The following is an 18,212-nucleotide window of genomic DNA, read 5'->3' as shown; positions in this document are numbered from 1 at the left end:
TCCAGGTTTTTTAAATCGGTTGGCAGCGATGGGAACTGATCGCGGAACGCGGCGATCTGAGAGAATTGTGGGAGGGATCTCTGATCCCGAGGCAGCGCGTGAGGGCTGAGGGATTCTAAGGGGCAACGCGAAATCGGCGTCGGAGACGCCTCCACAGATCGGTTTGCGGACCTAACGCTTCGCTTCGGCTCGCTCTTCCGTCGCGGCGACGCAGGCTGCTAGCGTGAGATCGCCCGTGACGTTGAGCGTCGTGCGGCACATGTCGAGGACGCGATCGACGCCGAGGATGATCGCCACCCCATCCGGCGGCACGCCGACCGAGCGGAGCACGACCACGATCAGCGGGATCGAACCGCCGGGTACGCCGGCCGTCCCAACGCCGGCCAAGACCGACATTAAAACCACCGTCAGCTGCTGCGGGAGGGTAAGTTCGACGCCGAAAACTTGCGCCAAGAAGAGGACGACCACCCCTTCGTAGAGCGCCGTGCCGTTCTGGTTCGCGGTCGAGCCGACGGTCAGTACGAAGCGGCCGATTTCCGCTGGGATTCCCAACTTTTCGTTCGAGACCCGCAGAGCCGTCGGCAACGTGGCGTTGGAGGACGACGTGCCAAACGCGGTGAGGATCGCGTCCTGCGCATCGCGGAAGAACTTCACCGGGCTGCGGCGAGCGAACGTCTTCAGTGCTAGGGAATAGACGACGAACATTTGGATGGCGAGCGCCAGCACCACCGTCAGTACGAACCAGAGGAGCGTCACGAGGATGCCGCCCCCCATGCGGGAGGTCATCGAGAACATCAGGCAGGCCACCGCGTACGGCGCCAATCGCATCGCGAAGCCGATGATGATCATCGACGCGTCAAACAAACTCTCTAACAGCGTCACGGTGACGGCCCGCTTCGATTCCTCGACCATCGAAAGCGCAACGCCGAAAATCAGGGCGAAAAACATCACGGCGAGCATGCCGTTGCCCTTCGAACTGCCGTCGAGGGCGCCCGCCATTTCCTGGATTGGATTCTCGGGAAGCATATCGAGCAGGATTTGCTCGAGCGGCTTCTTTTTGTCGGCGCTGGCGAGTTTGTCATCGGCTTCGGTCGAATACGCGGCTTTCAGCTGGGCCGTTTGTTCCGCAGAGAGCCGTTTGCCGGGCTGGATCAGATTGACCATCCCAATGCCGATCGCAACCGAAGTTCCCGATAGGATTAGCGTATAGAGGAGAGATGTGAAGCCGACCCGGCCCAGCCGAGTGAGGTCGCCGATGCCGAGGACGCCGAGGACGAGCGCTGAAAAAACCAGCGGCAGCACCACCATCAGGACGAGCCGCAGGAAAACGCGGCCGAGCGGGTCGGCGACATGGATCGCCCACCACTCGAGGGTGTCGTGGATGCCGTTGCCGTTCGCGTCGATGGTGGCGACGTTCGCCGCATCGGCGGGGACGCGGAAGCTGAGATTGCAAGCGATGCCGAGCGCGGCGCCGATCAGCAGGCCGAGGAGGATTTTCGTGTGGAGCGCCATGCCGCCGGGAGTGTGATCAGCGGCGGCGCCGCGGGAATCGTCAGCCATCTGAATCGCCAGCCTTGGCTTGAGTGGTGGGTGGCCGACGTCCATCGCCTGCGGACGCCGATCGTGCGGGGGCGAAACGCCGCGGCGCTAGGCGTCGCTCTGCCCGGCACGCGTCTGTCTCGTCGGAACAAGGTACCGAAGTTCCGGGCAGATTTCCAGGCAATGGGCGGAGTGTAAGGTCTGAAAGGCAACCGCCAAGGCAGCGCAATCTTCCCTCGCTTTCCTTTTGCGCCTTCGCGTGAGACATGCCTTTCATAAAAAGATCTCTCGCAAAGGCGCAGAGGCGCAAAGGACATACAAAAACGGAAGAAGACTAAACTGGTTGCCGTCGTGCTCTTCGTGTCTTCGTGGTTCATTTCCCGAATTTCTTTGGCGCTCTTGGCGTCCTTGGCGGTTCAATCCATGCGGTCGTAGGCGATAGCCAACGGCTTGTCGGGGGGCTAAACTTGCAGTTCGCTGCTCTTCCTTCTTCTTCACGCTCTATTCCGCAACGTGGGAGCTCTCTGTGAGTCGTCCTTCTCGAACAGCTTCGCTGGCGATGGCGCTACTGCTGACCGCGATCCTCGGTTGTTCCAAATCGCCTACGCCAACGGACGCGCATGCCTCGGCCACGTCCGAGGCGGGTAAGGCGAAGCGAACGATCGTGATGATTCCGAAAGCGACGCAATCGGCGTTCTGGAACGCGGTGCGTCGCGGCGGCGAGCAGGCGGCAAAAGACCTCGACGTCGAGCTGTTGTGGAAAGGCCCCGGCAGCGAGAACGATCGCGCGGGCCAAAAGCAGGTGACGCAGCAGTTCACCAATTCAAGCGTCGACGGCATTTGCCTCGCGCCGACCGACAGCAAGGCGCTGGCCGCCGAGGTGCGGAGCGCGACGGCGAAGGGAATTCCGGTGCTGATCTTCGACTCAGCCGTCGATGGCGAAGTCGGCAAGGATTTCATCAGCTTTGTCGCGACCGACAACACCAAAGCTGGCGAACTCGGCGGTAAGCATCTGATGGAACTTGTCGGCAAGGGGGGCAAGACGATCTGCTTTCGCCACATGGAAGGCCACGAGAGCACCTCGAAGCGGGAAGATGGCGCCATCGCCGAGATGAAGGCCGGCGAGGCGGAAATCTTGGTTGACGATCGCTACACTGGCGCCTCGCAAGGCGAAGCCCAAACCACCGCGCTCAACATGATCGACGTCGTCCGCAAGGCCGACGGCGTGTTTGCTTCGAACCAAACAGCCTCGGAGGGCGTGCTCGCCGCGCTGCGTAAGACAAATCTCGCGGGCAAAGTCAAATTCGTCGGGTTCGATAGCTCGCCGCAATTGGTCGCGGCGCTGCGCGACGGCGAGATCGACGCCCTGGTCGTGCAAGACCCGGTGAAGATGGGCTATACGGCCGTGAAGATGATGGTTGATCATCTCGACGGCAAGCCGATTGAAGAGCAGGTCGTCACCGACGTGCGAATCGCGACCAAAGAGAATATGGAGACTCCCGAGATCAAGCCGCTGCTCGATTAGTTCGTGTAGTTCGTCGCCGCTCGCGCCGTTTGCATTGTTGGTGATCGCTTCTAACTCGCTCTCGCCCGGTTTCGCATGTCCGCTCCTCAGGCAACGCCACGGTTGATGATGTCGGGGGTCCGTCATCGTTTTGGCGCGACGCACGCGCTCACGGGCGTCGACCTCCAGGTGTACGGCGGCGAAGTTCATGCGCTCGTCGGCGAGAATGGCGCCGGCAAGAGCACGCTGATGAAGGTGTTGAGCGGCGCCCTCGTGCCCGATGCGGGCGAGATGGAGCTCGACGGCGTCCCGTACCGGCCGCAATCGCCGGCCGACGGGCGCGCGGCCGGCATCGCGATGATCTACCAGGAATTGTCGCTCGCGCCCGATCTGACCGTCGCGGAAAACATTTCGCTCGGCGTCGAACCGACGCGCGGGCCGTTCGTCCGGCGCCGGGCGCTGCGCGAGCGGGCGGCGGCGGCGCTCGCCGAGATCGGCCGACCGGAATTGCCGCTCGACTTGCCCGCGGGAAAGCTCTCGGTCGCCGAGCAGCAGCTGGTCGAGATCGCCCGCAGCGTGGCCATCGGCTGCCGTGTCCTTGTACTCGACGAGCCGACGAGCACGCTACCGGCGCAAGACGTCGAGCGGCTGTTCGCACTCATTCGCCGCCTGCGCGAGCGCGGGTTGGCGATTGTTTACATTTCGCACTTCCTCGAAGAAGTCAAAGCGGAGTGCGACCGATTTACTGCCCTGCGAGACGGCCGCACCACCGGCAGCGGCTCGGTAAGGGAAACTCCCGTCGATCGCATCGTCGCGATGATGGTTGGCCGGGAAGTGAAAGATCTCTATCCGCGCTCGCCACGGAGGCCGGGCGAGACTGTCCTCAGTTGCGAGAAACTCGGCGGCGTCGCGAAGCCGGAATCGGCGACGCTCGAGCTCCGCCGTGGCGAAGTCGTCGGCATCGCCGGCATCATCGGTGCGGGGCGAACCGAACTGCTGCGCGCGGTGATGGGGCTCGACCCGGTGCAACGGGGAACCGTTCGCGTCGCCACGGTCGACGGTTGGCAAAACCCGAGCGAGCGCTGGCGGCAAGGGATGGGGCTAGTGAGCGAGGACCGCAAGTTCGAGGGGCTGGCGCTGGAGCTTTCGATTGCTGAGAACATCACGTTGCCGAAGCTGTCGGGGTTGACGCCGCGCGGATGGGTGACGCCTGGCGCGCAAGCCCGCGCGAGTCGGCCGCTCATCGATCGGCTGGGGATCAAATGCCATTCGCCGCGGCAGCAGGTGGGCGCCCTCTCCGGCGGCAACCAGCAAAAGGTCGCCATCGCGCGGCTCCTTCATGCCGATGTCGACGTGCTGCTCCTCGACGAACCGACGCGCGGCATCGACGTGGGATCGAAAGCGGAAATTTGCCGACTGATCGACGAGCTTGCCGCGGGCGATGCGGCGCGCGGTCGCGCGCCGCGGGCAGTGCTCGTCGTGAGTAGCTACCTGCCGGAATTGCTCGGGCTGTGCGATCGTATTGCAGTGATGTGCCGCGGCCGGTTGGGGCCGGCGCGGCCGATCGCCGAATGGACCGAGCACCGCATCATGTTGGCCGCGACCGGGGCGGACGAGTCAACGGAGTTCTGGCGCGAGGCGGTTGCGGCGCCATGATGTTGCACAACTTGATTGGCTGATCGATTTACGACTGGAACCTGAAGATACGTATGCCTGCCGATCCGCGCCTGCCGACGAAACTTCGCTCTCTGGTTGATCAACTGGGACCGATTCTTGCGCTTGTCGGCGTTTGGTCGCTGTTTGCCGCGATGCGGTGGGATATTTTTCCGACGTGGGAGAACACCCAAAGCATCCTGCTGCAAACGGCGGTGATCGGCGTCGCGGCCCTCGGCGGGACGATGGTGATCATCTCGGGCGGGATCGATCTCTCGGTCGGTTCGCTGATCGCGCTCGTCTCGGTGGTCGTCGCGCTCGTGCTGCGGCGATTACTCGGCGGGGAGGATGGCTCGGCGGCGGTTGGCGTGTACACGGCGTCGACGCTCGCCGCAGTGGCCGGCGTGGCCGTCGCGGCAGCGTGCGGGCTCGGCATCGGGACGATGGTGATTGGTCGCATCGGTCGCGTCGCCGCAATCGTGGCGGGCGCACTCGTCGGCGTGGCGGCGTGGAGTTACGGCCTCGACCACCGCGCGGCGATCTTGTTGGCCGTTGTCGTGGCGGCAGTCGCATTCTGGGGCGAGTCGGAACTGAAGCTGTCGATCGCGCTGACGCCGTTCATCGTGACGCTCGGCATGTGGGGCGCCCTCCGCGGTGCAGCGAAAGGGCTAGCTGACAATTCCGCCGTTTATCCGCCGCCGACGCCGCTCAACAACTTCATGCGGTTTCCGAGCGCGGCAATCGACGCTTCGCTCATTCTTCGCCCCCACCAGTGGTGGTCGCCCGGCGTCTGGATCTTTCTCATCCTCGCTGTCGCGATTGCCGGCGTGCTGCGGTACACGCAGTTCGGCCGTCATCTGTATGCGATTGGTTCCAACGAGCAGACCGCCCGCCTCTGCGGCATCAACGTCGAGCGGACTAAATTAAAACTCTATGCCTTCGCGGCAGTGTTGACTGGCGTCGCAGGCGTGTTGCAGTTTAGCTTCGTTGAGGTGGGCGATCCGACGACCGCGCAAGGCTACGAACTCGCCGTCATCGCCGCGGCGGTGATCGGCGGCGCCAGCCTTTCCGGCGGCGTGGGGACGATTCTCGGCACCGTCGCCGGCGCCTTGCTGATGTCGACGATCAACAACGGCTGTACGAAGATCGGCCTCGAAGTCTGGATGCAAGAGATCGTCACCGGGGCGATCATCGTCACCGCCGTTGCGCTCGACAAACTGCGGCATCGCGCTGTGCAGTGATCGCCATGGAACACCGCAAACTCGGCAACACGGGCGTCGTCATGCCGCGGCTCGTGTTCGGCACGAGTTCGCTCGGCAACCTGTACGAAGCCGTTCCCGCGGAGACGAAGCTGGCAATTTGCCGCGAGTGGTTTACACAATGCCCCATGCCGGTGGCGATTGATACGGCGGGTAAGTATGGCGCCGGGCTGGCGCTCGAGACGATCGGCCGTAATCTTCGCGAGTTGGGCATCGCCCCGGACGCCGTCGTTATTAGCAACAAGCTTGGTTGGAAGCGAATGCCTCTGCAATGCGCGGAGCCAACTTTCGAACCGGGGGTATGGGCTGGGTTGAAACACGACGCCCAGCAACGGATTTCATTCGCTGGGATGAACGAGTGTTGGGAGCAAGGCTGCGAGTTGCTGGGCGAGTCGTATCGGCCGCAGCTTGTTTCGGTGCACGATCCCGACGAATATCTCGCGGCGGCGGCCAGCGAGAGCGAACGGCGGCGCCGCTTCGACGACATACTTGACGCCTACCGCGCGCTCGGCGAGCTGAAACAGCGCGGCGCGGTGCGTGCGATCGGCGTCGGCGCGAAAGATTGGCGCGTCATCCAGGCGATCGAAGCGGAGACGCCGCTCGATTGGGTGATGCTCGCCAACAGCCTGACGATCTACCGCCATCCGCCGGAGCTGATCGCGTGGGTGGCGTCGCTGGCGGCGAAGGGGATCGGCGTCGTCAACTCAGCGGTGTTCCACGCTGGGTTTCTTGTCGGCGGCCGGTACCTTGATTACCGCCTGCCCGCGCGAACGAACGCTGAGGATGCGGCGGCGTTCGCATGGCGCGAGCGCTTCCATGAACTCTGCCGCGAGTGGGACATGCCGCCGGCGACCGCTTGCGTGCAATTTGCGCTGCACCTTACGGGCGTCGCTGCGGTGGCCCTCAATACGAGTGCACCCGCAAAGATTGCGGAGAACGTTGCTGCAGTTGAAACGCTGCTTCCCACTCAGTTTTGGTTAGCGGCATGCGAACGCGGCCTCATCTCGATACTTCCTGCGAGGATGACCGATGCGAGCGATTGAAATCAGTGCGCCAGGCACGGTGAACCTTGTCGAGCGGCCGCACCCAACGGTCGGCGCGGGCGAAGCGTTGTTGCGAGTTCGTCGCGTGGGGTTCTGCGGCACCGATCTCAGCACGTTCCGCGGAGCAAATCCGCTCGTCCGCTATCCCCGCGTTCCGGGGCATGAGATTGGGGCGACGATCGCGCGCCTCGGCCCCGGCGTCGACGGCGATTGGCGCGTCGGACAGGAGGTGCTCGTCATTCCCTATACGAGTTGCGGTGCGTGCAGTTCATGCCGCGCGGCGCGTGCCAACTGCTGCGCGCGGAATGAGACGCTCGGCGTGCAGCGCGACGGCGCCATGGCCGAGTTCATCGCCGTCCCCTTCGCAAAGTTGCTGGCCGTCCCCGGCCTGTCGCTCTGCGAACTTGCGCTCGTCGAGCCGCTGACGATCGGCTTTCACGCCGTCGCACGCGGTCGCGTGACGAACGACGACGTGGTTGCGGTGATCGGCTGCGGGGCGATTGGCCTGGGAGTGATCGCCGGCGCCGCCGAACGCGGGGCGCGGGTGATCGCCGTCGACGTCGACGATGCGAAGCTCGCGCTCGCCGCGCTTTGCGGAGCAACCGACGTGGTCAACTCGTCGCAAGTTGATCTCCATGGAACCTTGCAGGCGCTCACCGATTCGCACGGGCCAAACGTGATCATTGAAGCGGTCGGCTCGCCCGCGACGTTTCGGCTGGCGGTCGAGGAGGTCGCGTTCGCAGGACGCGTGGTCTACATTGGGTACGCGAAGGCGCCGGTCGAGTACGACAGCAAGCAGTTCGTGCTGAAGGAACTCGACATCCTCGGTTCGCGCAATGCGTTGCCGGAGGATTTCGCCCGCGTGGCCGCGATGCTTGGGCGGAAGCAATTTCCGGTGGATCAAGTGGTGACGCAAACGGTCGACTTCGCCGGCGTGGCGGCCGCCTTCCAGCAGTGGAGCGAGGCCCCGGCAACGGTGGCGAAGATTCAGCTCGTAGTTGGCGAAGATTGATGACTCGATTGGAAACTTCCGCAGCGACCGACGTCCGCTTCTTCGATTTGCAAGTCAACGGTTACGCCAGCGTTGATTTTAATGGCGATCAATTGTCGAGCGCGGAACTGCGCGCTGCTTGCGAGGCGATGCGCGGCGATGGCGTTGAGAAGTTTCTCGCAACGATCATCACCGACGATTTGTCGATCATGGCCGCCCGTCTGCAACGCGTTGCCGCGGCGACCGCGAGCGACGAACTGGCCCACCAAATGGTCGCCGGCATTCACATTGAGGGGCCGTTCATCAGCCGCGAGCCGGGCTACGTCGGCGCGCACCCGGCGGCGGAAGCGCGGCCGGCGACGCTCGACGCGGCGAAGCAACTCCTCGACGCCGCGGACGGCATGGTGAAACTCGTCACGCTGGCGCCGGAGCAAGACGCTGACGGCCGCGTGACGGCATGGCTAGTTTCGCAAGGCGTCGTTGTTTCCGCGGGGCACTGCAATCCGTCGCTCGACCAGTTGGAACGCTCGATTGACGCGGGGTTGTCGATGTTTACCCACCTCGGCAATGGCTGCCCGCTGCAAATGCATCGGCACGACAACATCGTGCAGCGTGCGCTGGGGCTGGCCGATCGCTTGTGGCTTTGCTTCATCGCCGATGGCGTCCACGTGCCATTCGTGGCGCTGCGGAATTATCTGCGACTCGTCGGCCCCGAGCGGGCGATCGTCGTGAGCGACGCGATGTCTGCAGCCGGCAAGGGGCCGGGGCGGTACATGTTGGCTGGGCAGGAGGTCGTTGTCGACGAGCAACTCGCCACCTGGGCGGCCGATCGTTCGCACCTTGTCGGCTCGGCTTGCACGCTGCGGCAGATGTCGAACAATCTGCGAACGAAGCTTTCCATTAGCGAAGCGGACGTAACGCGCATGACGCGCACGAATCCGCTGGCCGCCCTCTCTCTGGCAAGCAGCGGGTGACTTCGCTAGGTTGAACGCGCCCCGGATGCATCCCCGCCCTTCGCCACGGAGTCTTCCGATGAGATTCGCCGCCCTGCTGCTCGCTATCGTTTGCGCCTCCCCTGCCCTGGCCGACTCGTGGCCGCAATGGATGGGCCCGCAACGCGACAACGTTTGGCGCGAAGAAGGGATCATCGAGAAGTTTCCCGAAGGGGGCCCGAAAGTTGTGTGGCGGACGCCGATTGCCGGCGGGTACGCGGGGCCAGCTGTGGTCGATGGGCGCGTGATCGTGATGGATTACGTCACGGGCGACGAGGTGAAGATCGCGAACTTCGAGCGGAAGCCGTCGAGCGGAACGGAACGGATTATCTGCCTCGACGATGCGACCGGTAAAGAAGTGTGGAAGCACGACTATCCCGTCGCTTACGACATCTCCTACCCGGCCGGTCCGCGCTGCACGCCGACGGTCGACGACGGCAAGGCGTATTGTCTCGGCGCCGTGGGCGATTTTCACTGCATCGACGTGAAGAGCGGCAAGGTGCTGTGGAAGAAAAACTTCCCCGCCGACTACGGCACGAAGACGGCGCTATGGGGCTATGCAAGCCACCCGCTGATCGAAGGCGATACGGTGATCTGCATCGTCGGCGGTGAAGGGACGCACGCCGTCGCGTTCGACAAGAACACCGGAGAGCAGAAGTGGGCCGCGCTCACGGCGCCGGAGCAAGGCTACTCGCCGCCAACGATCGTCGAAGCGGGCGGCGTTCGCCAACTGCTACTGCTCGCCCCCAACGCGATAACGTCGGTGAACCCAGCGACCGGCGAAGAGTACTGGTCGGAAGAATACGTCGCTGACAATGGGTCGATCATCATGTCGCCTGTCGTGTCGGGCGACTTGCTGTACGTCGGCGGCTACTCGAACAAGAGCCTGCTGCTCAAGCTCGCCGCAGACAAGCCGGCGGCGTCGATCGTGTGGCGCAACAAAGGCCAGCAAGCGATCTCGCCGATCAACGTGCAGCCCTACGCCGAGGATGGCATTTTGTACGGCTTCGATCAAAAGGGAACGCTGCGAGCGGTCGATCTGGCTGAGGGGAAGCGGCTGTGGGAAACCTCCGAGCCGGTGAGCGAGCGGCCCGCCAACTCCGGGACGGCGTTCATCGTTCGGCATGGCGATCGCTGCTGGATGTTCAATGACAGCGGCGATCTGCTGATCGCGAGAATCACGCCGGAGGGTTTTGAAGAGCTCGATCGGGCTCACGTCATTAAACCGACGAACGATGCATTCGGTCGCGACGTCGTCTGGAGCATGCCGGCGTTCGCGAACAAGCGGGCGTACATTCGCAACGACGAAGAGTGCATTTGCGTCGATTTGGCGAAGCCATAAGCAAGCGTTCTGATCTGTCCCACTTCTAGCCCCGGGCTCCGCCCGGGGGTGGCGTTGCGTCTCGCAACGTCGACTGGAGGTAGAGACCGACCCCCGGGCGGAGCCCGGGGCTAGGGATCGCATATTTCTCCACGAGAATTGCCACGTCCCGAATGGGCTCGTTCTGCGCCGCCATCTTGAGATGCATCGTAATCCTTTTAAGATAGGTTCTGGCGACGGTCCGTCGTAACGATTCGTCGTGTACGCTGAAACTTCAGATTCCGGCAGGCGACCATGCAGCATCGGCAAGAAGTGGCACTCATCATCGACCCCAGCTCCCCCTACGATCGCCGGATCGTGCGGGGCGTGGCGGCCTATGTTCAGCAGGCCCAGCGCGACTGGTCGCTCTATGTGGAAGAGGACCACATCGATCGGCTTCCTGACCTGAAGGCGTGGGGGGGCGACGGGATTCTGGCGAACTTCGACGACCGTCGCGTCGCCGCGGCAGTGACGAGCCTCGGCGTGCCGGTGGTCGGCATTGGCGGCGGCTATGGTTACTACGAAGAGAACCCGCAGATCCCTTATGTGCGGACCGACAATCGGGCCATCGCTCGCATGGGGGCGCAGCACTTGATCGACCTCGGCTTCCGCCAGTTCGCGTTTTGCTCCGAGCCGCCGACCCGCGCCAACGGCTGGGCGAAGGAACGCGCCGAAGCCTTTTGCGAAGCGATCGAAGAGGCTGGCTATCCGTGCGAGCACTTCGCCGGCAAGCATAGTCCCGCGAAGGAGTGGCGGCTGTCGCAGGCCGCGCTGCAAAAGTGGGTGGCGAAGCTTCGCACGCCGATCGGAATTATGGCGTGCAACGACGGACGCGCGCGGCACTTGCTGCAAGCATGCCGATTCGTCGGCAAACGGGTGCCCGAAGACGTCGCGATCGTCGGCGTCGACAACGACGACGTGATGTGCGAGCTGGCTCAGCCGCCGCTGTCGAGCGTCGAGCAAGGCGCCATGCGGGTCGGCTTCGAAGCGGCCGCGCTGCTCGACGACATGATGCAGGGAAAGAAACCGGCCCAACAGCGGACCGCGATTCCCCCCGAACGCGTCGTTGCCCGCCATTCGACCGACGTCATGGCGGTCGCCGACGAGGAAGTCGCCGAGGCGCTCCGCTTCATCCGGCAGAATGCCTGCCGCCCGATCAACGTCCGCGACGTGCTCGACATGGCGCGGATGTCGCGCTCGACGCTCGACGCCCGGTTCCGCACGGCGATCGGCCGCTCGATCCACGCCGAAATTCGCCGCGTGCAAATCGAATCGGCCGAGCGGCTACTGATCACGACGACGATGCCGATCAAGGAAGTCGTCCAGCGAGTCGGCGTTTCGTCGGTGCAGTACTTTACGGCCATGATCCGCAACGCGACCGGTAAGACGCCGGGCGAGATTCGCAAGGCGGCGCTCCGCTAGTCGACCTTAATCAACCAAAACTGGCGCGTTTTGAAATTGAAAAACAAAATCGTGACAAGCCACGTCATGTAACATCGAATTGCATCGCTTAGATCATCTTTTCGGAGAACTTTCGACCGTGACACAACCAACGACTTACCGCTTCTCTTTCGGACCATGGAACATCAGCGAAGGCGCCGACCCGTTCGGCCCGATGGTCCGCACGCCCTACTCGTTCGAGGAAAAGCTCGACTGGTACCGCCCGCTCGGCTTCGAGGGGGTGCAGTTCCATGACGACGACGCCGTCGAGAACATCGACGACCTCGATGCGAGCCAAGTGGCGGCTAAGGCTCGGCAAGTCGGCCAGATGCTGAAGGATCGCGGCCTCACGGCGGAGTTCGTCGCCCCGCGGCTCTGGTTCGATTCGCGCACCGTCGACGGCGGTTACACCTCGAACAGCCCTAGCGATCGGCAGTATGCCCTCGATCGTTCGCTTCGCACGATCGACGTCGCCCGAGAACTCGGCACGCCGAACATCGTGCTCTGGCTCGCTCGCGAAGGTTCGTACATCCGCGAGTCGAAGAACGCCCGCGTCGCCTACGATCGGATTCTCGATGCGGTCAACGCGATGCTCGAATACGATCGCGAGTGCCGCATCTGGATCGAGCCGAAGCCGAACGAACCGACCGATCACGCCTACGTGCCGACGATCGGCCACGCCCTGGCGATTGCCTATCGCTCGGTCGATCCAAGCCGCGTGAGCGGGCTCATCGAAACGGCCCACGCGATTCTTGCCGGTCTCGATCCGGCCGATGAAATGGCGTTCGCCTTGGCGCACGACAAACTGGCAAGCGTGCACCTCAACGACCAGAACGGCCTGAAGTACGACCAGGACAAGTGCTTTGGCTCGGCGAACCTTCGCTCGGCCTTCAACCAGGTTCGCGTCCTCGAAGAAAACGGCTTCGGCCGTCGCGGCGAGTTCGTCGGCCTCGACGTCAAGGCGATCCGCACGCAGAAGCAGGACAAGTCGACGGCCCACCTGACGAACAGCCGCAAGACGTTCCTGCATCTGGTGGAGAAGGTCCGCACGTTCGACCGCGAACTGGAAAAGCAGCTGATTGCCGAGCGGGATTACGAAGAACTCGATGCGTACATCTTGCGGCACCTCATGGGGGTCAGCGACGATGCGTTGCCGGCGATCGAGTCGGCGCGCGAATATAGCCAGGCGAAGTAATGCGCCGCGACTTTCCGTTGCGGCCCCGTGCTGAAGTTGCCATGAAAAATTCGACGCAGTTATTACGCGCGTTCCACGCGGCCGTTTCGACGGTCGCGTGGTGCGCGTTTTTTGTGTCCCCTTCTGCTCAAGCTGAGAGTGGCGCCGAATCGACGGCTCCGGCGCCAGCAGCACAAGCCAATGACGAAATCCTCGTCCCGAACGGCTTCCGCACGACGCTCTTTGCCAGCGAACCCGACGTGCAGCAGCCGATCGGCATCGCAACCGACGAGCGGGGCCGGCTGTGGGTGGCGGAGAACTACACCTATGCCGACCAGGCGACGAATTTTGATCTCACGAAACGCGACCGCGTCGTGATTCTTGAGGACACCGACGGTGACGGCCGCGCCGACAGCCGCAAGGTGTTTTGGGATCAGGCGCAAAAGCTCACCAGCGTCGAGGTCGGCTACGGTGGGGTGTGGGTGCTGTGCGCGCCGCAGTTGTTGTTCATTCCCGACCGCAACCACGACGACGTTCCCGACGGGCCGCCGGAAGTGGTGCTCGACGGTTGGGACGCGGCGGCGGTTCGGCACAACATCGTCAACGGCTTGCGGTGGGGGCCCGATGGTTGGCTCTACGGGCGGCATGGCATTCTGGCCACGTCGCGCGTCGGCGCGCCGGGCGCCAAGGATGAAGATCGGACGCCGATCAACGTCGGCGTCTGGCGCTATCATCCCACGCGCAAGGTGTTCGAAGCGGTCGCCCACGGCACGACCAATCCGTGGGGTTTTGATTTTGATCGCCACGGCGAGATGTTTTTCATCAACACCGTCATCGGCCACCTGTGGCACTTGGTGCCGGGCGCCCACTACGAGCGGATGTATGGCGCCGACTTCAACCCGCACCTATACGGGTTGATTGGGCAGACGGCCGACCACTTTCATTGGGATACGGGCGAACATTGGAACGATATCCGCCAGGGGGTGAGCAACACCACCTCCGAGGCAGGCGGCGGGCACGCCCACAGCGGGTTGATGATCTATCAGGGCGATAACTGGCCGGAGAGCTATCGCAACCAGATGTACACGCTCAACTTCCATGGCCGGCGGCTCAACGCCGATCGGCTGGAGCGGCGTGGCAGCGGCTACGTAGGCCTGCATGGCGAGGACATGTTCTTCGTGCAAGACGAATGGTTCCGCGGGATCGATCTCATTGCCGGCGCCGACGGTGCGGTCTACATCGCCGACTGGTCGGATACGGGCGAGTGCCACGAGGCCGACGGTGTGCACCATGCGTCGGGACGAATCTATCGGCTGGCCTACGGCGAGCCGAAGTGGCCAGGGAAATTTGACCTGCGCGATCGCAGCGATGCGGAACTCGTCGAGCTGCAACTCCACGCGAACGATTGGTACGTCCGCAAGGCGCGGCGTCTGCTCGCCGAACGACATGCCGCTGGCCAAGATATGGTCGCCGCACGCGAGGCACTACCGAAACTCTACGACTCGCAGCGGAACGAAGTTCATCGCCTGCGGGCGATGTGGTGCTTGGCGGCGATCGGCGCCGCGGACGAAGCGTGGCTGCGGGAGCAACTCGGCGAATCAAACGAGCACTTGCGCGTGTGGGCGATTCGCTTGCTGGCGGATCAGGCGACGGTTGAAGCGGCGACGCTCGCTCGCTTCGCGGAACTCGCGGCCGGCGATTCGTCGGGGCTTGTGCGGCTGTACCTTGCTGCAGCGCTGCAGCGTCTGCCGCACGCCGATCGTTGGCCGATTGGCGCCGCACTCGCCGCGCGGCTCGAAGACGCCGACGATCGGCAGTTGCCGCTGATGATTTGGTACGGCCTGGAACCGACGCTGCCGGCCGCCGCGGAGCAGGCGATCGCACTCAGCCAACAGCCGTGCCTTCCGCTGGTGCGGCGGCACATCGCGCGACGGCTGACGAGCGAACTCGAAGCGAACGGCCAAGCCGTCACGGACTTGGCGGAAGTGGCCGCGACGTCCAACGACAAGTCTCTGCAACTCGACATCCTCCGTGGCATGGGCGATGCGCTGCAAGGTCGCCGTCGCGCGCCGGCGCCTGCGGGTTGGAACGCCCTTTCTGCCCGACTGTTCGCTGCCTCCGACACCGATGTGCGGGACGAGGCGCGGCGGCTCGGCGTGATCTTTGGCGATCCTCAAGCGATCGCCGAGCTTCGCAAGGTTGCCGCCGACCCGCAAGCGAACGCCGCCGAGCGGAACAACGCCCTGCGGGTGCTCACGGCCGACGGCGGGCCTGAGACGCTCACGCTGCTCGAGACGCTGCTTGACGATCCCGCCGTGGCGAATGAAGCGGTGCGCGGCTTGGCCGTGTACGACGATGCGGCGATTCCGGAACTCGTGCTGCAGCGGTACGCAGCGCTCGACGCCGCTGGCAAAGAACTGGCGATCGACACGCTCACGTCTCGCGCGAACTATGCAGCGGCGCTACTGGCCGCCGTCAAGGCTGGAGCGATCGACCGCACGGCGCTCTCGGCGTCGCACGCACGGCTAATCGCAGGGTTCAATGACGCCGAGCTGACGCAGGCGCTCGAGGAAACCTGGGGGAGTATTCGCACAACCGCTGATGACAAGCGAGCATTGATCGATCGACTGCGGATCGCGCTCACGCCACGGAAGTTAGAACAGGCCGATGCGAGCGCGGGCCGCGTCCTATTTAACAAAACCTGCAGCAACTGCCACGTGCTGTACGGCGAGGGGAAGCTTGTCGGTCCCGATCTCACCGGCTCTGATCGCCGCAACGTCACCTACCTCCTTGAGAACATCGTCGATCCGAGTGCGACGGTGGGGACGGAGTTCCGGACGACGGCGGTGCTACTGTCCAGCGGCCGAGCTCTGTCGGGAGTGATCGTAGGCGAGACCGACAAGACGCTTATCCTGCGGACGCAGACGGAGGAGATTGCCGTCGATCGCGACGACATCGAGGAGATGGTTCCGCAAGAGCTTTCGCTGATGCCGGACGGATTGTTGACACAGCTGACGGACGAGCAGATTGCCGATTTGTTTGCGTATCTGTCGACGACGGCGCAAGTGCCGCTCGCGGAGTAAGCGGCGTTCTAACATGTTGGCCTCTGGCTTCGAGGCTTCTTGCGTCCTGAATGCTCTGGCTCCCCCCTTGAGGGGAGGGCTGGGGAGGGGGTAGGAACGTTGGTACATGCTGCGTCACCCCTCCCTAACCCTCCCCCTCAAGGGGAGGGAACCTCAAATTTCAAATGTGGGGCGCCTCACCGCGCCGACTGCATGAGATGCCACAGCTGCCGCAACCCGGCGGCTGCTTCGCGCGGGATGTTGGCGGAAGCGTATGCGGCCGCGCTGTAGAGCTGGAGCAGTCGCCGTGCTTCGTCATGCAGCGGCGAGGCGGGCGGCGCCGCGAGTCGCACGAACTCTTGCGGCGTCTGCTCGGGCGAGCGGGCTTGGCCGCGATCGCACGACCAAGCTTCAAACGCTTCGAACGTGTAGCGAACGAGTTCGTTCGGCGACGTTTGCCGATCGCGACCGCTGAGGAACGGATCGGTGTACTCGGAGAAGCTGCGGCGCGGCGGCGCCGTCGGTGCGGAACTTTCGGCGTCGTTGCCGCCCGCTGCCGCCGGCTTGGCGCCGAAGAGCCGGGCGATCAGATCGCGAATCATCTGCATGATCTCGAGAAACGCCCGCACGATCGCCGGCCAGTTCCGCCACGCGAAGTAAGCGATGGCGACGCCGAGCAAGATGTAGGCGATCATCTTCACGATGTCGGCGAGCGAGTTGCTGAGCATGCCCGCAATCGCTGAGAAGTTGGGTGGTTGCATCGACGGCGACGACTGCTCGCTTGGTGCGCTGCCTTGTTCAGGCTGCGGCGTGGTCGGCGATTCGTTCGGCTGGTTCGACTGGCTAGATGTTTGAGAAGATGCGTCTGATGAGGACTGCGATTCGTCAGCGGTCTGTTCTGGCGATGCGTCTCGTTCGCCTTGCGTTTGGTCTGACGGCGACTCGCCCTCCCCTGCCCTGTCGGCATCTTCAGCGGACGGCGATTGATCGGCCTCTTGCGGCGGTTCGCCGTTGGCGTTGGAGTCCGATGAATTCTGGGAGCCAGATGACGAGGAATCTTGCGTATCCTGCTGCCCTTGCCCAGCGGGTTGCCCATTCCCGGGCTCGCTGCCGGCGGTTGATTCGCCGGTTTGGGCGTCGGGCGAAGCTTCGCCGGTGGCCTCAGCATCAGGTTGATTGTCGCTGGTGACCTGCTCATCCGAGGTGGCGTCGACGGTTCCCTCGCTGCCGACGCTCGCCGCCGAGGATGACTGATCGTTCCGCGAACCGAGCCGCCACGGCGGTTGCGCCGCCGCGTATTCCGCCGCTGGTCGCGGCAGCAGCGCAGCGGCGAGCATCACGACGACAATGAGGGCCGCCCCCATCGCGACCCATGTCGCCGCCATCGGCGCCGGCATCTCGACGTTCCGTTGCCGCAGGTAACGCCGCAGGCCAAGAAAGCTGGTCGTGACGAGCAGCGACAAGCCGGCCGCCACGTACACGGCAAGCAACCCGAAGGCGTACTGCCGTCGGCCGACGTCGCTGGCGGGAATCCAGTGTTGGCCGATGCCGAACAGCGGCAGCGCGGCGAGCGAAAAATAGAGAACCCACAGCCCTGGCGTGTGGGGACCGGTTCCGGCGCTGGCGAGTCGCTGCCACCAACTCAACTTGGGCGCTTCGCCTTCCGCGGGATCGTTGAAGAGTTCGTTAGCGTTCGCTCCGTGCGCGGCGAGCGATCTTGTCGCGGTCGGAACCGTCGGCGGAGCGGGCTCGGCGGCGTTCTCCGGCGGATCGAGCCCAACGCGGCCAAGCAACCCTTCGCCTGACGAATCTTCATCGTCGTCGATGACGGTGCAGTCCCACGTCAGCTTGTGCGACGACCACCAAACCGCGGCAAGCAGGCAGAGGTTCACCAGCCAGCCCAACGGCCCGGTATGCTCCACAAACTTCCCGAGCGCGATGAACATCAGCAGCCCCATCGGCAAGCTGAACATCGCGGCCCGCTCCGACCCCATTTCGATGGCGATCCGCGCGATCAGCACCGTGGCGAAGACGAACAGCGCGAAGACGTAGTTCAGCCGCCCCGTGTAGTTGCCGACGTACAGCACTTCGATCAGAAAAAAGACCAAGCTGCCGACGAGCGCCATCACCAGCGCGGGGCTGATCGCGATCGCGACGTAGTCGGCGTTGGTCATTCGTAAGCGAGGCATCGGAGT

12 protein-coding genes are annotated in these 18,212 nt (G+C 63.9%); 10 read left to right on the top strand and 2 right to left on the bottom strand.

Translation table 11 applies throughout. The features are described 5' to 3' along the window. Nucleotides 1-171 precede the first annotated feature (171 nt). The gene (locus tag PLANPX_RS15465; protein ID WP_152099599.1) at nt 172-1,560 is read right to left on the bottom strand and encodes a dicarboxylate/amino acid:cation symporter; all 1,389 of its coding nucleotides are present in this window, start codon (nt 1,558-1,560) and stop codon (nt 172-174) included. A gap of 505 nt (nt 1,561-2,065) precedes the next feature. On the opposite strand from PLANPX_RS15465, the gene PLANPX_RS15460 reads away from it, so the two are divergent. From PLANPX_RS15460 to PLANPX_RS15415, 10 genes are all read left to right on the top strand, one after another. Then, the gene (locus tag PLANPX_RS15460; RefSeq protein WP_152099598.1) at nt 2,066-3,064 is read left to right on the top strand and encodes a substrate-binding domain-containing protein; all 999 of its coding nucleotides are present in this window, start codon (nt 2,066-2,068) and stop codon (nt 3,062-3,064) included. Nucleotides 3,065-3,139: 75 nt separating this feature from the next. Further along, complete coding sequence (locus PLANPX_RS15455; protein WP_152099597.1) at nt 3,140-4,699, top strand: sugar ABC transporter ATP-binding protein; 1,560 nt, start codon at nt 3,140-3,142, stop codon at nt 4,697-4,699. 53 nt (nt 4,700-4,752) lie between these two features. Next, nucleotides 4,753-5,937: an ABC transporter permease gene (locus PLANPX_RS15450; RefSeq protein WP_152099596.1), complete on the top strand. Its 1,185-nt coding sequence runs from the start codon at nt 4,753-4,755 to the stop codon at nt 5,935-5,937. 5 nt (nt 5,938-5,942) lie between these two features. Then, entirely contained in the window at nt 5,943-6,998 is a 1,056-nt protein-coding gene (locus PLANPX_RS15445) for an aldo/keto reductase (protein ID WP_152099595.1), read from the top strand. After that, complete coding sequence (locus PLANPX_RS15440) at nt 6,985-8,010, top strand: zinc-binding alcohol dehydrogenase family protein (RefSeq protein ID WP_152099594.1); 1,026 nt, start codon at nt 6,985-6,987, stop codon at nt 8,008-8,010. The genes PLANPX_RS15445 and PLANPX_RS15440 overlap by 14 nt, the downstream gene beginning before the upstream one ends. Beyond that, nucleotides 8,010-8,963, top strand: coding sequence for an N-acetylglucosamine-6-phosphate deacetylase (locus tag PLANPX_RS15435; RefSeq protein WP_152099593.1), 954 nt, complete (start codon nt 8,010-8,012; stop codon nt 8,961-8,963). The genes PLANPX_RS15440 and PLANPX_RS15435 overlap by 1 nt, the downstream gene beginning before the upstream one ends. A 58-nt stretch (nt 8,964-9,021) precedes the next feature. Further along, nucleotides 9,022-10,323: a PQQ-binding-like beta-propeller repeat protein gene (locus PLANPX_RS15430; protein WP_152099592.1), complete on the top strand. Its 1,302-nt coding sequence runs from the start codon at nt 9,022-9,024 to the stop codon at nt 10,321-10,323. Between the two features lie 273 nt (nt 10,324-10,596). After that, nucleotides 10,597-11,763 (top strand): XylR family transcriptional regulator, encoded by a 1,167-nt coding sequence (locus PLANPX_RS15425; RefSeq protein ID WP_152099591.1) that lies wholly within the window; start codon nt 10,597-10,599, stop codon nt 11,761-11,763. 118 nt (nt 11,764-11,881) lie between these two features. Further along, the gene (locus PLANPX_RS15420; RefSeq protein ID WP_198421741.1) at nt 11,882-12,976 is read left to right on the top strand and encodes a TIM barrel protein; all 1,095 of its coding nucleotides are present in this window, start codon (nt 11,882-11,884) and stop codon (nt 12,974-12,976) included. Between the two features lie 41 nt (nt 12,977-13,017). Next, nucleotides 13,018-16,038: a PVC-type heme-binding CxxCH protein gene (locus PLANPX_RS15415; RefSeq protein ID WP_172992097.1), complete on the top strand. Its 3,021-nt coding sequence runs from the start codon at nt 13,018-13,020 to the stop codon at nt 16,036-16,038. Nucleotides 16,039-16,214: 176 nt separating this feature from the next. Here the strand turns inward: PLANPX_RS15415 and PLANPX_RS15410 are convergent, their stop codons facing one another. Continuing rightward, nucleotides 16,215-18,206, bottom strand: coding sequence for a DUF4129 domain-containing protein (locus PLANPX_RS15410; RefSeq protein ID WP_152099589.1), 1,992 nt, complete (start codon nt 18,204-18,206; stop codon nt 16,215-16,217). Nucleotides 18,207-18,212 lie beyond the last annotated feature (6 nt).

Origin of the sequence: Lacipirellula parvula (genome assembly GCF_009177095.1) — a bacterium.
In the GTDB taxonomy this organism is placed as follows: domain Bacteria; phylum Planctomycetota; class Planctomycetia; order Pirellulales; family Lacipirellulaceae; genus Lacipirellula; species Lacipirellula parvula.
Note: the sequence above shows the minus strand (reverse complement) of the source record. Positions and strands in the feature narration are given on the sequence as shown.